Source organism: Melioribacter sulfuriphilus (assembly GCF_051488685.1).
Taxonomy (GTDB): Bacteria; Bacteroidota; Ignavibacteria; order Ignavibacteriales; family Melioribacteraceae; genus Melioribacter.
The window spans coordinates 1-19,465 of record NZ_JBPSEH010000011.1; the positions used below are offsets into that span (position 1 = coordinate 1).

9 protein-coding genes and 1 CRISPR repeat array are annotated in these 19,465 nt (G+C 38.7%); all 9 genes read left to right on the forward strand.

All coding sequences use genetic code 11. From position 1 onward, the window contains the following. Window positions 1-84: 84 nt before the first annotated feature. The 9 genes from ACSSV9_RS13335 (at window position 85) to ACSSV9_RS13375 (ending at window position 19,457) form a co-directional block, all read left to right on the forward strand. Window positions 85-2,037 (forward strand): CRISPR-associated helicase/endonuclease Cas3, encoded by a 1,953-nt coding sequence (locus ACSSV9_RS13335; RefSeq protein WP_437347756.1) that lies wholly within the window; start codon window positions 85-87, stop codon window positions 2,035-2,037. Window positions 2,038-2,065: 28 nt separating this feature from the next. Continuing rightward, the gene (cas4, locus tag ACSSV9_RS13340; RefSeq protein WP_437347757.1) at window positions 2,066-2,689 is read left to right on the forward strand and encodes a CRISPR-associated protein Cas4; all 624 of its coding nucleotides are present in this window, start codon (window positions 2,066-2,068) and stop codon (window positions 2,687-2,689) included. Continuing rightward, a complete protein-coding gene (gene cas1c / locus ACSSV9_RS13345) occupies window positions 2,686-3,729 on the forward strand; it encodes a type I-C CRISPR-associated endonuclease Cas1c (protein ID WP_437347758.1) in 1,044 nt (347 codons plus the stop codon). Before cas4 ends, cas1c begins: the two co-directional genes overlap by 4 nt. A 7-nt stretch (window positions 3,730-3,736) precedes the next feature. Further along, window positions 3,737-4,027 carry a CRISPR-associated endonuclease Cas2 gene (gene cas2, locus ACSSV9_RS13350; RefSeq protein WP_437347759.1) on the forward strand — a complete coding sequence of 97 codons (291 nt, stop codon included), beginning with the start codon at window positions 3,737-3,739 and terminating at the stop codon, window positions 4,025-4,027. 173 nt (window positions 4,028-4,200) lie between these two features. Next, window positions 4,201-8,649: a CRISPR direct-repeat array (repeat unit 32 nt; unit sequence GTCGCACGCCGTGTGCGTGCGTGGATTGAAAC). Window positions 8,650-10,224: 1,575 nt separating this feature from the next. Further along, window positions 10,225-14,361 carry a two-component regulator propeller domain-containing protein gene (locus ACSSV9_RS13355; protein ID WP_437347760.1) on the forward strand — a complete coding sequence of 1,379 codons (4,137 nt, stop codon included), beginning with the start codon at window positions 10,225-10,227 and terminating at the stop codon, window positions 14,359-14,361. 117 nt (window positions 14,362-14,478) lie between these two features. Continuing rightward, a complete protein-coding gene (locus ACSSV9_RS13360) occupies window positions 14,479-15,975 on the forward strand; it encodes a glycoside hydrolase family 30 protein (RefSeq protein ID WP_437347761.1) in 1,497 nt (498 codons plus the stop codon). Between the two features lies 1 nt (window position 15,976). Beyond that, window positions 15,977-16,858: a hypothetical protein gene (locus ACSSV9_RS13365; protein WP_437347762.1), complete on the forward strand. Its 882-nt coding sequence runs from the start codon at window positions 15,977-15,979 to the stop codon at window positions 16,856-16,858. 137 nt (window positions 16,859-16,995) lie between these two features. Next, window positions 16,996-18,366 carry an MFS transporter gene (locus ACSSV9_RS13370; protein WP_437347763.1) on the forward strand — a complete coding sequence of 457 codons (1,371 nt, stop codon included), beginning with the start codon at window positions 16,996-16,998 and terminating at the stop codon, window positions 18,364-18,366. Further along, on the forward strand, window positions 18,363-19,457 hold the full coding sequence (locus tag ACSSV9_RS13375) for a glycoside hydrolase family 16 protein (RefSeq protein ID WP_437347764.1): 1,095 nt from the start codon (window positions 18,363-18,365) through the stop codon (window positions 19,455-19,457). The genes ACSSV9_RS13370 and ACSSV9_RS13375 overlap by 4 nt, the downstream gene beginning before the upstream one ends. Window positions 19,458-19,465 lie beyond the last annotated feature (8 nt).

The window sequence follows — 19,465 nt, forward strand, 5'->3', positions numbered from 1 at the left end:
CATGATTTATTTTTTCAATGAAAACGACAATACTTATAAATCTGTTCCTCTAATTGAATTTTTCAGATGTCTCTAAATAATAATATGGTTGAATCGGCGTTTTTGGTCTATTCACATCATATTGGTTTACAATCCATACCTGAAGAACAGGCAAAGGCTGAATTATTTCTTCGTGACGCAAATATATATAAACATACAGAGCAGTTTTTGAATGATTATCTCATGAAGCATGTACAAGCAGATTGCGAACTCATAGAAAAGCAATCTAATCTAATTTCTGATTGGAATGGTCTTACAAGACGTATTGCTTTATCCTGTTTGGTAGATGCTGATCACGGTGACACTGCTTACAATTATGGAAAAGAATCTCTAACTAGATTTATAGAACCTCGATGGGAAGAAAGATTAGATTCCCTTGATAAATATATAGAAAGACTTCAAAAGGAATACGACGGAAGTAAAAGAGCTGAATTGAGAAATAAAATTTATAATGCTTGTAAAGAAACAGACACAAATCTCCCAATTTATTCTTGTGATAGCCCAGTTGGTACTGGAAAAACAACTGCTGTAATGGTCCATTTATTAAGGACAGCAATTGCAAAAAATTTACGGCACATTATTATTGTATTACCATACACAAATATTATTAAACAATCAGTTGATATTTACAGAAAGGCATTAGTTCTTAAGGGTGAAAATCCATATGAAGTTGTCGCCGAACACCATCACCAAGCCGATTTTGATTCTTTAGAAACACGACATCTGTCAACTCTATGGAAATCACCCATTATTGTTACAACTGCTGTTCAGTTTTTTGAGACGATTGCGAGTAACCATCCCTCAAAACTTAGAAAATTGAACGAACTTCCGGGTAGTGGGATTTTTATTGATGAAGCACATTCAGCAATACCAAATCATTTATGGCCTCTGACTTGGAAATGGATAAATGAATTTGCTAAAAGATGGTCTTGTTATTTTGTTATCGCTTCTGGTTCTCTCCCAAGATTCTGGGAGCTTAAAGACTTAATGGAAATACAGCATTCAATCCCAGAATTAATACCCCAATCCCTTAGAGATGAAGCATTAAAACAAGAGTCTGAAAGAATACAACCTGTAAGCTATCGCTCAACTCTCAATGACGAACAATTAATGCATTTAGTTCTTTCTAAAAATGGGCCACGTTTAGTTATTTTGAACACTGTTCAATCGGCAGCTGTATTAGCTGATAAATTGGCTAAAAAACTCTTTGCAGCAGAAACTTATTCAGTAGATATAAGAACTTCCAAAGTCTTGCACCTTTCAACTTCTTTGGCACCTAAACATAGAAACGTTATTGTAGAGGAAATTAAAAGACGATTGAATTTACCATTGAATGATCAGGATAGGGATTTTACTCTGGTTGCAACGAGCTGCGTTGAAGCAGGATTAGACTTTTCATTTAGAACTGCATTTAGAGAAAGTGCTAGTGCAGCAAATTTAATTCAGGTTGGTGGCCGTGTTCGAAGAAACATAGAAGATTTTGAACCAACTCTGATTGACTTTAAAGTAGAAGGTCCTCTTTTTAATCGTCACCCTGCCTTTACTATTTCTCGTCAAATTTTAGAAAAACTTTTTGAGGAAAAACGGTTTGAAACTGATGCGCCTGCTGACTTAATAACGGAAGCCTTGAGAAGAGAAATTATGTCAGATACTCAGAATAAACATAAGCGTTTACTTCAGATGGAAGAGGATATGAATTATCCAGAGGTAGATAATCTTTATAAAGTTATTGCAGCAGATACTCGTTTTGTTCTTATCGATGAAGACTTAATAGCTAAAATTGAAAATCACGAAAAAGTTGAGCCAAGAGAAATTTTGTATAATAGCGTACAAATTTGGGCAAACAAAATTGATAATCTTGGCTTAAAGCCACTAAGGAGTTTTTTTAATAGTGGCATTTATGAATGGTGTTATGAATATGATCCAGATTTTCTCGGGTATATGAAAGGACTTCTCCCTATACTTTATGCGGACGCCAAGGGTTTTGAAATATTCTAATAGATAAAATAATAACAAAACACTTATTATGTACACCGAAGATGATTTCGTAATGATAAGTGCTTTACAGCATTATATATTCTGTCCACGTCAATGCGGGTTAATTCATATTGATGATGTGTGGCTGGATAATCTTTTTACTGTGCGTGGTGAAATACTTCACGAAAAAGTTGATACTGATACATACGAAACAAGAGGAGATGTTAAAACAGTGCGTGGATTAAGAATTCATTCTTATAAATATGGACTAGTAGGTAGATGTGATGTTGTAGAATTCAGACAAACTCCAAATGGTAAAGAAATTTTGCCAGTTGAGTTTAAAGCAGGAGAACCCAAAGAGGATATAAGTGATAAAGTTCAGCTTTGTGCACAAGTATTTTGTCTCGAAGAAATGCTTAATATCTCGATTGAAAGAGCAGCATTCTTCTATGGAAAAATTAGAAGACGAAATTTTATTGATATTGATTCTGAATTAAGGAATCAAACAGTAGAAGTAATAGCAAGTGTGCGGAAAATTATAACTGATAAAAAAGTCCCTGTAATTGAATACACCTCCAAATGCCGCAATTGCTCACTGATTAATATTTGTCAGCCTAAAGCATTAAATCAAATTAAATTGCAGAAATATCTAAAGGAACTTTATAACTTATGAGAAAACATCTCAACACACTTTATATAACTTCCGATGATGCTTTTGTAAGAAAGGAGCACGAAACTTTTGTCGTAGAAGTAAAAGATTCTGAAGGTAATTCAAAAAAAGCATTTCAGGCACCAATTCGTACAATTGAAAATATTGTTTGTTTTGGATTCAAACCATTAACTCCGCAGCTTATGGCTTTCTGTGCTGAAAATAATGTCGGTATAAGTTATTTAACTCCTGAGGGAAAATTTCTTGCAAGAGTTTACGGGGCACAAAAAGGAAGTGTATTATTGCGCAAACAGCAATATGCAATTTCAGATAGTGAGCTTGAATCATTGAAAATTGCCAGGTCTATCGTGGCAGCAAAAGTAGCCAATTACAGATATCTTTTATCTAGGCATCAAAGAAACCACCCGGATATATGTCCTGATTCGGTTTATCATGCTGCAGAACGGTTAAGAAAACGTATTCAAAAAATTCTAAATGCAAACAGCCTTCTTGAGTTAAACGGTTACGAAGGTGAATGTGCGAATATTTATTTTGGGGAACTCTCGAATTTAATTACTGCACAACGCGAGGATTTCGTGTTTTTACAGAGGTCAAAACGACCACCTTTAGATCCAGCAAATGCACTTCTTTCTTTCCTTTATGCTATATTAGCAAATGATGTACGATCTGCACTTGAAACTGTTGGTTTAGACCCTCAGGTAGGTTTTCTTCATCAAATAAGACCGGGAAGACCATCACTTGCGTTAGATTTAATGGAGGAGTTCAGAGCATATCTTGGAGATAGAATAATGCTAAATCTGATAAATCTTCGACAAGTTACAATTAAAGATTTTGACTTCAGGGAATCGGGTGAAGTAAGAATTTCAGACGGTGCAAGAAAAGAAATTCTTGCAGCATATCAGAAGAGAAAGCAGGAAGAAATTACTCATCCTTTTTTAGGTGAGAAAATAACTATCGGTTTATTGCCACATATTCAGGCACAATTGCTTGCAAGATACATTAGAGGTGATATAACTGAATATCCACCATTTTACTTAAAATGAGGTAATTATGATGGTTGTAGTTAGTTATGATGTATCTACAAAAACAAAAAGCGGGCAAAAGCGGTTACGAAAAGTAGCGGAAGCCTGTCTAAATTATGGAATCAGAGCACAGTATTCAGTTTTTGAATGTGTTGTTGAACCCGGCCAATGGGAATTATTGAAGAATGAATTACTGTCAATTTATAATCCAGAAGAAGATAATCTCAGGTTTTATTACCTTGGGTCAAACTGGCAAAGAAGATTAGAAAATTTCGGAGTTAGCAAGAATATTAAAGCAGATGATCCATTTATTATTTAAGTAATACGAATTGCTAATCTAAGTCCACACAAAATTATGGGGGGATTAGCAAGTGAATAAATTGCAAAAAACAGACAATAATTAATAAAATATTATTCTCGTGATGAATTATTTTAATGTTAGCAGGTATTATTTTATAAGAGCTTATGTTCAAATAAGTTAGACATTGTACAGTCGCACGCCGTGTGCGTGCGTGGATTGAAACGATAAGTAATTCTTTATGTTGTCTTGCCATCCAGGTCGCACGCCGTGTGCGTGCGTGGATTGAAACTCTGTAAATGCAGCGCTAAAAGAAGTTAGCTGGAGTCGCACGCCGTGTGCGTGCGTGGATTGAAACAACGTTGGAGAAGAATACGTACCTGCTTCTGAAGTCGCACGCCGTGTGCGTGCGTGGATTGAAACATCGCATATCTGATAGCTCTGCGCGTGTATGCGGTCGCACGCCGTGTGCGTGCGTGGATTGAAACCTCTATTGAACGCGGGGGCTGACGGAATAAGGGGTCGCACGCCGTGTGCGTGCGTGGATTGAAACAATATGGGAAAAGCTATAGAATTACCTGAAATAGTCGCACGCCGTGTGCGTGCGTGGATTGAAACGTGACTATACAAGACAGTCTCGATGCTGGCAATTGTCGCACGCCGTGTGCGTGCGTGGATTGAAACATTAAAGTCGTCGACTGGCGGATACAATATCTCGGTCGCACGCCGTGTGCGTGCGTGGATTGAAACTTATAAAGGGAATCAGACAAACCGATCAAACTCGCGTCGCACGCCGTGTGCGTGCGTGGATTGAAACGTGGTCAAGGCAACTCTTGTTGCCAGGTTCCCCGTCGCACGCCGTGTGCGTGCGTGGATTGAAACAATATAGCCTACTAACACGTCACCAAGCGGTGCAGTCGCACGCCGTGTGCGTGCGTGGATTGAAACACAGGTTTGATTAACGAGGAGCAGGCATTCTTTGGGTCGCACGCCGTGTGCGTGCGTGGATTGAAACTAATTTGTTAAGCTCCTCAATTGCTTCCTCTGAAAGTCGCACGCCGTGTGCGTGCGTGGATTGAAACAGCAAGTCTTAATGGGTCATTTGTGGGGTCAGGAGTCGCACGCCGTGTGCGTGCGTGGATTGAAACTTTAAAAGCAAAGGCAGGCTTAACTAATGAACGAAGTCGCACGCCGTGTGCGTGCGTGGATTGAAACGGGATCAAAAAAAATTTGGGCGTTAATGAGGATGTCGCACGCCGTGTGCGTGCGTGGATTGAAACGAGATAAAGCAACTATGAAATTTGTGCCCTACGTCGCACGCCGTGTGCGTGCGTGGATTGAAACCAAGGACAAATAGACTAAGCGCCGCAATTTCCAAAGTCGCACGCCGTGTGCGTGCGTGGATTGAAACCAAGGACAAATAGACTAAGCGCCGCAATTTCCAAAGTCGCACGCCGTGTGCGTGCGTGGATTGAAACAAGTACTGGTAATTATGCCACAGCAATGTTAAAGTCGCACGCCGTGTGCGTGCGTGGATTGAAACAATTCTTTCTTTGTAAAAGCTCAATTGTATTTTAGTCGCACGCCGTGTGCGTGCGTGGATTGAAACAGTATAGAAAATATTGAATTGTTTTTTGGTTTGAGTCGCACGCCGTGTGCGTGCGTGGATTGAAACTTGAAAATGATGCGATAACTAAATTAATAAAAGCGTCGCACGCCGTGTGCGTGCGTGGATTGAAACATTTGATGTATTTATGTAAAAGTCTCCTGCTTTTAGTCGCACGCCGTGTGCGTGCGTGGATTGAAACGTGCACCGAGGATGAACATAAATCCTAAATTGCGTCGCACGCCGTGTGCGTGCGTGGATTGAAACATTGATTCATCTGTATAATGTCCCTCTGGAACTTGTCGCACGCCGTGTGCGTGCGTGGATTGAAACTGACACATACCATAACCTATAGATACAACCTGATAGTCGCACGCCGTGTGCGTGCGTGGATTGAAACAGTCTCAATTCAGTGTTCATAATGTTAATATCTTGTCGCACGCCGTGTGCGTGCGTGGATTGAAACTTATAAAGGGAATCAGACAAACCGATCAAACTCGCGTCGCACGCCGTGTGCGTGCGTGGATTGAAACGTGGTCAAGGCAACTCTTGTTGCCAGGTTCCCCGTCGCACGCCGTGTGCGTGCGTGGATTGAAACAATATAGCCTACTAACACGTCACCAAGCGGTGCAGTCGCACGCCGTGTGCGTGCGTGGATTGAAACACAGGTTTGATTAACGAGGAGCAGGCATTCTTTGGGTCGCACGCCGTGTGCGTGCGTGGATTGAAACTAATTTGTTAAGCTCCTCAATTGCTTCCTCTGAAAGTCGCACGCCGTGTGCGTGCGTGGATTGAAACAGCAAGTCTTAATGGGTCATTTGTGGGGTCAGGAGTCGCACGCCGTGTGCGTGCGTGGATTGAAACTTTAAAAGCAAAGGCAGGCTTAACTAATGAACGAAGTCGCACGCCGTGTGCGTGCGTGGATTGAAACGGGATCAAAAAAAATTTGGGCGTTAATGAGGATGTCGCACGCCGTGTGCGTGCGTGGATTGAAACGAGATAAAGCAACTATGAAATTTGTGCCCTACGTCGCACGCCGTGTGCGTGCGTGGATTGAAACCAAGGACAAATAGACTAAGCGCCGCAATTTCCAAAGTCGCACGCCGTGTGCGTGCGTGGATTGAAACCAAGGACAAATAGACTAAGCGCCGCAATTTCCAAAGTCGCACGCCGTGTGCGTGCGTGGATTGAAACAAGTACTGGTAATTATGCCACAGCAATGTTAAAGTCGCACGCCGTGTGCGTGCGTGGATTGAAACAATTCTTTCTTTGTAAAAGCTCAATTGTATTTTAGTCGCACGCCGTGTGCGTGCGTGGATTGAAACCCATGCTGTTGCCGTTAACTCTAAGAGCAAAACAGTCGCACGCCGTGTGCGTGCGTGGATTGAAACGAAAGCGGGATTTTGCTTTATTAAATTAATGTAGTCGCACGCCGTGTGCGTGCGTGGATTGAAACTAGCTAATCTCTGTGCGTTTTGTTCAGTGATGCTGTCGCACGCCGTGTGCGTGCGTGGATTGAAACACTCGACAATGTAAACGAGGGTAGTACTTACGGAGTCGCACGCCGTGTGCGTGCGTGGATTGAAACCATCGGATACGGGGGCAAAACAATAGCCCCCGGTGAAAGTCGCACGCCGTGTGCGTGCGTGGATTGAAACCATCACTCATTATACGATCGCGCAAGTTGCAATTGTCGCACGCCGTGTGCGTGCGTGGATTGAAACCGTCCCAGTGCGGTTTAATACTATCAAAGTATTAGTCGCACGCCGTGTGCGTGCGTGGATTGAAACTATATTTATTCGCTGTTCTACTGCTTTTGGAATAGTCGCACGCCGTGTGCGTGCGTGGATTGAAACGATGTAGGCTCGATTTTAGCAATGAAAGACGAGGTCGCACGCCGTGTGCGTGCGTGGATTGAAACGATATAGTTAATCCCTGCCCAAAAATAGGAAACGTCGCACGCCGTGTGCGTGCGTGGATTGAAACTATGATAATAATAACTATTAATGGAGGTAAAAAGTCGCACGCCGTGTGCGTGCGTGGATTGAAACAAGATAAATCGCCTGAAGAAATAAAAAAGCTATAGTCGCACGCCGTGTGCGTGCGTGGATTGAAACAGATAGATAATAGCAAAGAAGGGAAAATTATAGAGTCGCACGCCGTGTGCGTGCGTGGATTGAAACTCTAGCATACTATTTGCCCAGTCTGCTCTAATTAGTCGCACGCCGTGTGCGTGCGTGGATTGAAACAATCCCGAGAGGGACGAGTATCGAGCAGAAATGGCGTCGCACGCCGTGTGCGTGCGTGGATTGAAACAACAGAGTACGCAGAAGAGATCTACTCAGACGAGTCGCACGCCGTGTGCGTGCGTGGATTGAAACTAAATTAAGAAAGGAAAGAATGACAGAATATAAGTCGCACGCCGTGTGCGTGCGTGGATTGAAACTAAATATACTTTTACAAACACAGGTACACTTGAGCGTCGCACGCCGTGTGCGTGCGTGGATTGAAACACTATAATATATAATTAAATCGATATTTTTTACGTCGCACGCCGTGTGCGTGCGTGGATTGAAACTTTATAACCATTTTCTAAATATGTTTTTAAATTAGTCGCACGCCGTGTGCGTGCGTGGATTGAAACATTATATCGTTTATTTTTTAACCTTTTAAGAGCGTCGCACGCCGTGTGCGTGCGTGGATTGAAACGTGTCTATATCAAGTACCGCCTTATTGCTATTATGTCGCACGCCGTGTGCGTGCGTGGATTGAAACAACTGAGAATGTATACTCCTAATACAAAGAAAATGTCGCACGCCGTGTGCGTGCGTGGATTGAAACTGCATCGTGCTGCTTAATCAAATCTTCGATTTTGGTCGCACGCCGTGTGCGTGCGTGGATTGAAACAGCTAGTTGCAATCCTGCTGTGTTTGGATCAGGGTCGCACGCCGTGTGCGTGCGTGGATTGAAACCCTACATCATCCGAAGTTAATCCGTGCGAATTTGTCGCACGCCGTGTGCGTGCGTGGATTGAAACACACGTAAAATATCTGAAAGAACATTATAATATAGTCGCACGCCGTGTGCCTGCCTGACGGCAGTCAGGCGTGCATGGATTGAAACATAATTCTATCTCCTAATTTGTTATAACCGTTACCGTCGCACGCCGTGTGCCTGCCTGACGGCAGTCAGGCGTGCGTGGATTAAACCTGTTAAAACTAAATGTCCATATCCAACGAACAATAATAATTACCGCTGTTTCGTTTCCACTCACGATAAAGGAAATCTCAAATAAATGATTCTCAAAATATTTAAAGGCAGCGATGAATTTGTTAATAAACTTAAACAACGCAATTGCTGGGATTACAACACTGGAAAAGCTGCTCTTATAATTTCGGGATTTTCTCTATATAAAAATCAGCTTTCATTAATTGATTATAACCGACCTTCTATAAAAGATTTGCCAGACGTTTTTTTGAAGATATGCCGGAACTACTACTTCCAATAAAAAAATCGGGTTGGATGCTTTTGAAAAACAAGTTAAAAAGTTTTTTTAACCTTGAACCAAATGATTTTTTCGCTTTTTGATACCTAAGAGGGCGATAAAATTCTTTTTGCATATAATAGGTTAAAACACTTCTGTGAAAAACAAGATGGAGAGAATAGTTCGCTCCACTAATATTAAAACTTTGCAAGAGTCTTTTGAAGTTTATCAAAGTATTTAAAAATCTGATAAGGATTTTCTTGAATACAGAAAAACTTATATTGGATTATCCAAATACGAGATTTTTGTTTTAAAGAATGGAGAAAGATTCAACATTATCCTGGTATGCCTTCTCATATAATCTAAAAGATATTGACAGGGTTCATATAGGTATTTTAATCTAAAAACAAAAAAGCCCCGATAAATCGGGGCTCAATACTGTAAGCATTATCCAGGTCCGTGCCTGCTTACAGACGATGCAAAGTTATGCTCACGGAAGCACCTTACACCGTTAATCAAATCTATCATTTTATCAATCCCTTGTCAATGCCAGAACTATCTTCTCCTTAATATTCTCAATATCCTGATTGTTTAATTCCATAAATGGTCTTACAGGAATTCTATTTGAGCCCATGATTTTTCTATCCTTGCTTTTAGAAATACTATCTTTTGTTACAAATAAATAGCCAACTTTTTAATGGTTATCTCTGCCTAAAATTATTAATACGTTTGATTTTAATGTTTCTTATCAAAATATACTACAGTATGCTGCTTTAATTAATATAATATTGCAATACTCTAATCTTTATAATGGTCTTAACCTAAACGATTTTATAGGGAAAAGGTAATATTAGTAAACAAATAAAGCAGATGAGATGTTTTAGAATTGACAAAATTTTTACTGATACACTTTACTTAAACATCTCAAAATAACAGGTTAATCTTAAAATAGATTTGCCCTCATTATATTTTTAGTTTTTTCTGAAAAATATTAGTGAAAAATATATTGTAATACACGTTTAAAGTAGTATTCCGATTTCATTTCCCAATCAGTTGGAATTTATTATTTTAGTGTACGGAAATAAGAATGGGGGATTCCATTTTGATAAAAATTTTATGGTGAAATTTATGTCGGGCTTCCGACTTAAAATTGTTTTTATATTATTGTTGACATTTCACATTTCAGTTAGTGCTCAATATAAAAGTCTACGTTTCGAGCATTTCACACCAAATGAAGGATTATCGCGAGCAAGTGTCACCTGTATTATTCAGGATAAAAAAGGATTTATCTGGGCTGGAACATTTAACGGTTTAAACCGTTTTGACGGCTACGATTTTCATATATATCATTATGTTCAAAATGATTCTTCGAGTTTGAGTCATAATTACATCTCTTCGATTGCACTGGATTACAAAGGTAACCTATGGGTGGGTACAAGCGATGGCTTGAATAAATATGTAAGTTCACGTGATGAATTTGTACGTTATCGTCAAAATAGAAAAAATCCTTTTTCGATCAGCGACAATCAAATTGAAACAATTTATGAAGATAGACAAAAGCGGCTCTGGATCGGTACACGTAATGGTGGACTTAATTTATACGACGAGAAAACCAACAGGTTCAAACATTATTATTATGGAAAAAATAGTCCCTTTAGAATTAGCAGTAATTTTGTAAGAGAAATTTTCGAAGATAAAAAAGGGAGGCTCTGGATAGGTCATTGGAGCGGGGCAATCGATATAAAACATAAAGGCGACTCAGTATTTAAGCCGCTCAAATTAAACGGTAAAAAACTTACAAATATGCCCATCACTGCAATTTCCCAATCGAAGGACGGAACTATCTGGATTGGAACACAGGGCGATGGACTACTAAGACTTTCTTTCGATGAGGATGATTCGTTTACAGTAAAAAGATATCACCATAACCCTGCCAATAAAAACAGTATAAGCGGAAATGTTATCTTTTCTCTTATGATTGACCAAAACGGATTTATTTGGATTGGAACAGAAGACGAAGGTTTATCAATATATGACCCGTTCAACGATTATTTCTTAACTTACAAAGCAAACCCGATCGATCCATTTAGTTTAAATAATAATTCGATCTATACAATTTTTGAAGATAGAGACGGTAATGTATGGCTTGGAACCTATGCTGGGGGAATTAATCTTGTGGTAAAAGGGAAAGCATATTTTCATCATTATAAAAATTTACCGGGCGATAATTATTCTCTGGGACATAATATTGTAAATAACTTCTGGGAAGACGATAAAGGAAATATCTGGATTGCTACAGGTGGAAGTGGGATCGATATTTTCGACAGAAAAACCAATCGTTTTTTGCACAAAAAACTAAGAAAAAATGATGGCAGTATTGATGTAGTACTTTCTTTTTATGAGGACAGTAGAGGTAATCTCTGGATAGGCACATGGGGTAATGGCCTTTTCAAGTATAATCCTAAAACTGAACAATTTACTCATTATACCAAAGAGAGTCACGGATTAGCAAGTGATAATATTTTTCAGATGGTTGAAGACGACCATCATCGATTGTGGCTTTGTACTTTCTGGGGTGGACTTACCCGTCTGGATATTGAATCTGGAAGTGTAAAAATTTACAATACGAGAAATTCGGGCATAAGTGACAACGACTTGAGAGCCATAATTAAAGACCATTCAAACAATCTCTGGATCGGAACGGATATAGGCCTCGAACTCTTCAATCCCAAGACCGAAACATTCAAGTTATTCAGGCATAATAACGAGAATCCCAAAAGTATTACTAAGGGATTTGTCACTTTTATTTTAGAAGCTCATGATTCTTCACTCTGGATTGGCACTACAAGCGGACTCAATAAATATGAACCAAAAACAGATGGATTCATTCATTATACTACTAAAGACGGTTTAGCTGGCGACGAAGTTATGGCAATTGTAGAAGATAAGAATAATATTTTATGGATTAGTACTACTAAAGGGATTACTCGTTTTAATCCATCCGACGGTTCGGTTAAAAACTATGACGTATCAGATGGCCTACAGAGCGGTGAATTTACTGCACGTTGCGGGTATATGACTTCTAAAGGAGAAATTTTATTTGGCGGGAATAATGGATTTAATCTGTTTGAACCCGACAAACTAATTGACAATAAATCGATACCACCTGTTTATATTACCGACCTGAAAATTTTTAATAAACCGGTAGCAGTCAATAAAGAAGATTCCCCATTGAAAGAAAATATTGTCGACACAAAACAATTAATCCTTTCTTATAAGCATTCGGTTATCTCTTTTGGATTTGTCGCATTAAATTACAACAGTCCAGAAAAAAATCAGTATGCTTATATGTTAGAAGGCTTCGATAAAGATTGGAATTATGTGGGTAACCTAAGAACAGCTACGTATACAAACCTCGATGCTGGCAAGTACAGATTCAAAGTTAAAGCATCGAATAATGATGGAGTCTGGAACGAAGAGGGAGCGGTATTAAATATTGTGATTGAACCGCCATTCTACAAAACCTGGTGGGCTTACCTTATTGAATTTTTGATGTTAAGCAGTATTGCATATTTTATATCAAACTATTACATCAGCAGAAAACGCCTCAGAAATGCATTAAAAAAAGAGCATCTTGAACTCGAAAAAATGTACGAACTCGACCACCTAAAAAATCAATTTTTCACAAACGTATCACACGAACTTCAGTCGCCGCTTACCCTCGTTCTCAGTCCTCTTGAAAAACTGATTTCTTCCGAAGAAGTCGGGGATAAAATAAAGAACAACTTGATGGTCATCTATCGCAATGCCAAACGACTTCATAGAATGGCCAATCAATTGAAAGATTTGAATAAACTCGATACTGGAGACCTAAAATTATACCTGTCGAGAGGGGATATTATTAATTTCATACGGGAGAGTACATTTTCTTTCCATGATTTTGCTATTGACCATAATATCGATTTTCGCTTTTCAGCTGGAGTTGAAAATTATACGGCTTGGTTTGACGCCGATAAAATCGACAAGATTCTTTATAACTTGCTTTCAAATGCTTTTAAATTTACACCCGACGGCGGTACTATTTCAGTTTCTGCAAATATAATTGATTCTAACGCTTACAAAGGGAACAGCTCTGAAGAGAAAGCGAAAAATTACCTCGAAATTATTGTTGAGGATAATGGTATAGGTATTCCTGAACATAAAATTAAACATATTTTCGAACGCTATTATCATATTGAAGATTATAAAGGCAAGCGCTACGATGGTATGGGAATTGGACTCGCACTTGTCCATGAACTGGTTAACCTTTATAAAGGTTGTATACTGGTTGATAGTAAGGAAGGCGAGGGAGCTAAATTTACAGTACAAATTCCTGTTGATGAACATTTTCTGGAGGAAAATCAGCTTGTTGCAAAATTCAAAATGTCGTCGAGTAATCAATTTTTAGGCGAGCAAATTAACAATAAGAACGGTGAGGCATCACTCAGTAAATATAAATTACACAACGTTCCTGTTTTATTAATCATTGAAGACGATTATGAAATAAGGGAGTATATAAAAAATTCATTCCAGTATGCCTACCGCATTCACGAGGCTGAGGACGGGGAGACGGGATTTAAAAAAGCAATGCAGATTATACCCGATATTATAATAACTGATATCAAAATGAAAAAATTAGACGGTATCACATTATGCAATAAACTCAAAAACGACGACAAAACAAGTCACATCCCGGTTATTATACTAACCAGTTATAATACACAAGATTATCACATTAAGAGTATTAATCAGGGTGCCGATGCTTATTTACCGAAACCGTTTAATATTAGCGTTCTCGAAGCATACATAACGAACCTTCTTGAGTCAAGAAAGAAAATGCAGGAAAAATTTAGTAAGGAATTTATTTTCGGAGATTCGAAAATTCCTTTAACCGACATCGATGCTCAGTTCCTCGATAACCTTGTGAAAATAATTGAAGATCATATCTCCGACGAAAAATTCAACGCTGACATGCTGAGTAAAGAAATTGGCATGAGCAGAATGCAGTTATACAGAAAACTTCGCGGTTTGACTGACCAGACAGTACACGAATTCATTCGAAACATAAGGTTGAAAAAAGCAACACAGCTGCTCGAGCAGAAGAAAATGACCATTACGGAAATTGCCTATGCCGTAGGTTTCAACGACCTGACGTATTTTGCCCGCTGTTTCAAAAAACAATACGGCAAATCGCCTTCTGAATACATGTCTAATAAAAATAACTGACCTATTTCTTTCCTTATCAGAATGTTACTATAGTCCTAAATTTTGTTACTAACGTACAAGACTGTAATGTTAATTTCAGGTATTTTGTCTTTTAGCCATTTTTTTACTGGAGGAATTATGAAGGGGGAAAAATTATTCTTTATTTTATTGATAGTTATTGCAACAGCCTGTGCCCATAAGGAATATTATTATAAGGAAGCAATTGTTGTCCAGACTTCAAAGTCGGGCGATAAGTTGACCAACAAAGGAACTTTCAATTTAAGCTCACAATCGAATAACACCGACATTGTAATTAAACTCTACCCAGATTCACTTTATCAACAAATAATTGGATTTGGCGGGGCATTTACCGAAGCCTCAGCTTACGTTCTAAATCAGATTAGTCGTGAAAAGCGAACTGAGGTACTTAATGCATATTTTTCAGAATCGGGAGCTGATTATTCATTAATGCGAACTCACATCAATAGTTGTGATTTTTCATTGAGGAATTACTCTTACGATGAAGTTCCTGGTGATACGGCACTCGAACATTTTAGTATCAAGGAAGATATTGATGACCTGGTACCATTAATAAAAGATGCAAAACAAATTTCAGCGGATGGTTTTAAATTATTGGCTTCTCCATGGACAGCCCCACCATGGATGAAAGATAATAACGACTGGAACGGTGGAGCATTAAAACCCGAATTCTATCCCGTCTGGGCTAAATTCTTTGTTAAATATATAAGAGCTTATGACAGCCTTGGTATTGATATATGGGGTGTAACCGTTGAGAACGAGCCACTGGGTAACGGTGAGCAATGGGAAAGTATGATTTATACCCCAGAACAAATGGCAGATTTTATTAAAAATCATTTAGGCCCTCTTTTCAGAAAAGAAGGTATTGATGCGAATATATTGATTTATGATCAGAACAGAGATGAAGTGGTTCAGTGGGCAGAAAAAATTCTTAAAGACCAGGAAGCAGCAAAATATGTATGGGGAACTGCTGTTCACTGGTACAGCAGTACGATTTCGTGGTATCCTGAAGCTTTAAACGAAGTTCATGCAAAATTTCCAAACAAACATTTAATGCATACAGAAGGCTGCATCGATGCTGAAGTTCCTGTATGGAAAGACGACCTCTGGTACTGGAGCAAAGAGGCAACCGATTGGGGGTATGATTGGGCATCTCCTGAAACCAGGCACCTCCATCCAAAATATATTCCTGTTTTTAGATACGCACGTGATATTATAGGAGGACTTAACAGTTGGTTGACAGGGTGGATCGATTGGAATATTGTGCTTGACGACAAGGGCGGGCCAAATCATGCAAAGAACTGGTGTATTGCACCGGTCATCGTTAAACCAGAAAAAAACGAAGTCTATTACACTCCGCTCTATTACATAATGTCACATTTCAGTAAGTATATAAGACCAGGCGCCCACAGAATAAAACTTGATATCAATAATTCCGACATCATGTCGACGGCGGCCATCAACGGAGATAAATCGATTGCAGTGGAAATTTTCAATCCGACAGAAAAAGAATATAAATACTCAATCGAAATTGAAGGAAAATTTATCAATTACTCTATCCCAGGAAATTCATTACAAACGATCATTATTAAATGATATGCCCGTAGAATTAAATAGCGATAGCTTGAGTCTTATAATTGACCTGCCCCATGAAGGCTATTCAGGTTCACGGTTTGACTACACAGGGAAAATTAGGAAGGTCATTTATGAAGATTTGCATATCGGTACATCGGAAACAGAAATTTATGATACTAAAAAAGGTTGTGGGTTTTTTAATGAATTTGGTATCGACTCACCTTTAGGTTACGATGAAGTTGATGTAGGTGAGGAGTTTGTCAAACCAGGAGTTGGTTATCTGAAAAAGGTGTCGTATGATCTTTACGATTTCTTTTATGAGTACTCGTTTCGCCCTTTCAATTATGATTATTGGATCGACAAAGAGAAAATTATCTACCATTATAAATGCGATTTCAATGGTTACGGTTTTGAAGTCCTAAAAGAAATTGTTCTAACCGGCAATCGGTTCAATATAAAATATAAATTTGAAAATACGGGCGAAAAAGTAATCCAGACCAATGAGTATGTTCACAATTTTATTTCCATTAATTCGAATAATCTATCGAAAAATTATCGACTGATCTTTCCTTTTCAAATCATAAAAGATGATATTAAAAAAGTTAACGATAAAGAAAACAAGTTAATTTTTCACGAAAATTTAATTAGCTGGAATGATGAACCAAAGACAGAATTTTTTCTGGATACCATAAAAAGTAATTGTAGTGCAATATGGACAATTTCAAACAGGATGTTAGGGTGCGAAATATCCGAGAAAGGGGATTTTACTGCATATAAAATTAATTTATGGGGAAAACGCCATGTAGTGAGTCCAGAATTATTCAAAAAAATTGAATTAAATCCTAGCCAGAAAGAAGAATGGAGCCGAACTTTTTCATTTAACAGGATCCATGAAAACGTTTGAAAATAACGAAATTAGATACAATTAGCCCGTGTTACTATTGTACTATAGATTGTTACTATAAGCCGAGTGTATACTTTAATAAATTATTTTTTTTGCAACCATCGAGCCAGCATTATTAGAAAATATTGGAGTAAAAAATGGAGCATAATGGCGAGAAATTATCCCTGAAAGAGAAGATCGGATACGGTCTGGGAGATACTGCTTCGAATCTTTATTTCCAGATGTTTGTCAATTTTTTGTTGTTCTTTTATACGGACATATTCGGAATACCAGCAGCAGCTGCCGGCACGATGTTGATGGTCTCCCGTATCTGGGATGCAGTTAACGACCCGATTATGGGGGTTATAGCAGACAGAACCAATTCAAAGTGGGGAAAATTTAGACCATATTTGATCTGGATGTCCGCTCCTCTGGCAATATTTGGAGTGCTGGCCTTCATAACTCCACCTTTCGATGTAACAGGTAAAATTATTTATGCCTACATAACTTTTACTCTTGTAATGATGGCATACACTGCAGTAAATATTCCCTATTCGGCTTTGATGGGAGTTATATCTCCAAATTCTCTTGAAAGAACGAGCGTTTCGACTTATCGTTTCGTGCTTGCATTTGTTGGTGCGTTTATAGTTCAAGGTTTAACTTTACCACTTGTTAATTTTTTTGGCGGAGGCAATCAGGTATTAGGCTTCCCATTTACGATGGGTGTCTACGGAATCCTTGCTTGCATTTTATTCTATATTACATTTAAAACTACTCGTGAAAGAGTCGTTGTCTCGTCAGAACAAAAATCTTCTTTGAAAGATGATATTAAAGATTTAATTCGGAACCGCCCCTGGATGTATTTACTTGTAATGGGAGTTTTTACGCTCGGCTATATAATTATTCGAAGCGGCACAATTATTTACTATTTTAAGTATTACGTCGGTAGCGAAGCTCTTGCGTCGCTCTTTATGGTACTCGGTACAATTGGCGTTATTGCAGGCGTGGCATCCACTCAATTCTTTGCGAAAAAATTCGGTAAAAAAAGATTCTACATTTTCGTAATGTCATTGACTACAATATTGACAGTCCTTTTTTATTTCCTGCCAGCCGACCAGATTTTTTTGATTTTCGCTCTCCATGTTTTAATCTCATTCATAATGGCACCGCAGGCTCCATTGTTGTGGGCAATGTATGCCGACACGGCTGACTATTCTGAATGGAAAAATGAAAGACGAGCTACCGGACTAGTATTTTCTGCAGCTACGTTTGCCCAGAAATTTGGTATTGCCTTCGGAGGAGGATTGGCAGGATGGCTGCTGGCTCTTTTCGGCTTTGTTCCAAATACAGACCAAACCCCTGAAACTTTAAATGGAATTAAAATGATGATGAGTTTTATTCCCGCAGTTGGAACTTTTGTTGCCACTATTGCCGCGTTCTTTTATGAACTTGACGATAATACAATGAAGAAAATTGAACTTGACCTAAAATTGAGAAAAGGTGAAGTACAACAGGAGGCTATAAAATGAAAACCAAAATTTTATGTATTATTTTCTTAGCTCTGACATTACAGGTAGAATTGACATATTCCCAGGAATATCAATTGGTCTGGTCAGACGAATTTGACGGCACTGAACTAAACCCAGATAAATGGGATTTTCAGATTGGCAACGGGCCGCCAGCAGGTTGGGGTAATAATGAACTTGAATACTACAGAAAAGAAAATGCAACTGTAAGTGACGGTTTTCTTACCATTACAGCAAAGAAAGAAAATTATCAAGGTTTTTCTTATACATCTTCACGCATAAGGACTCTCCACAAGGGAGACTGGAAATATGGAAAGTTTGAAATCCGCGCGAAGATGCCAAAAGGTAAAGGACTCTGGCCCGCAATCTGGATGATGCCAACTGATAATGTTTATGGCGGATGGGCTGCAAGTGGTGAAATAGATATTATGGAATATCTCGGTCACGACACTACTACAGTTTATGGCACTCTTCACTACGGTGGTACGTGGCCAAATAATGTACATACGGGTAAATCTTACACCCTCAAATCAGGTGGTTTTAATGAAGACTTCCATACTTTCACTCTAATCTGGGAAGAAGGAAGAATCGATTGGTATGTTGACGGACAATTGTATCAAACGCAAACGCATTGGTATACATCTGGGCATAGTTTTCCAGCACCTTTCGACCAGCGATTTTATCTAATCATCAATCTGGCTGTGGGCGGTAACTGGCCAGGTAATCCCGACGGTTCTACTAAATTCCCACAAGAATTTGTTATCGATTATGTAAGAGTTTATCAAAAAGTTAGTACGGATATTAATGACGAAAATAATTCGGGAAAACCGGCGGATTTTTATCTGGGACAAAATTACCCAAATCCATTTAACTCACAAACTGTAATAGAATACAGGCTGCCCAAAGCTTCTAATGTTAAAATTACTCTTTACAACATGTATGGACAAACTACCGGTGTATTGGTGGATAAATATCACAATGCAGGTAGCTATAAATATTCTTTTGATGCAACGAATCTGAGTTCTGGAATTTATACTTATTCATTAAATGCCGGGGGGCACACAAAAAGTCGTAAGCTTGTATTAATAAAATAATTGTTGAT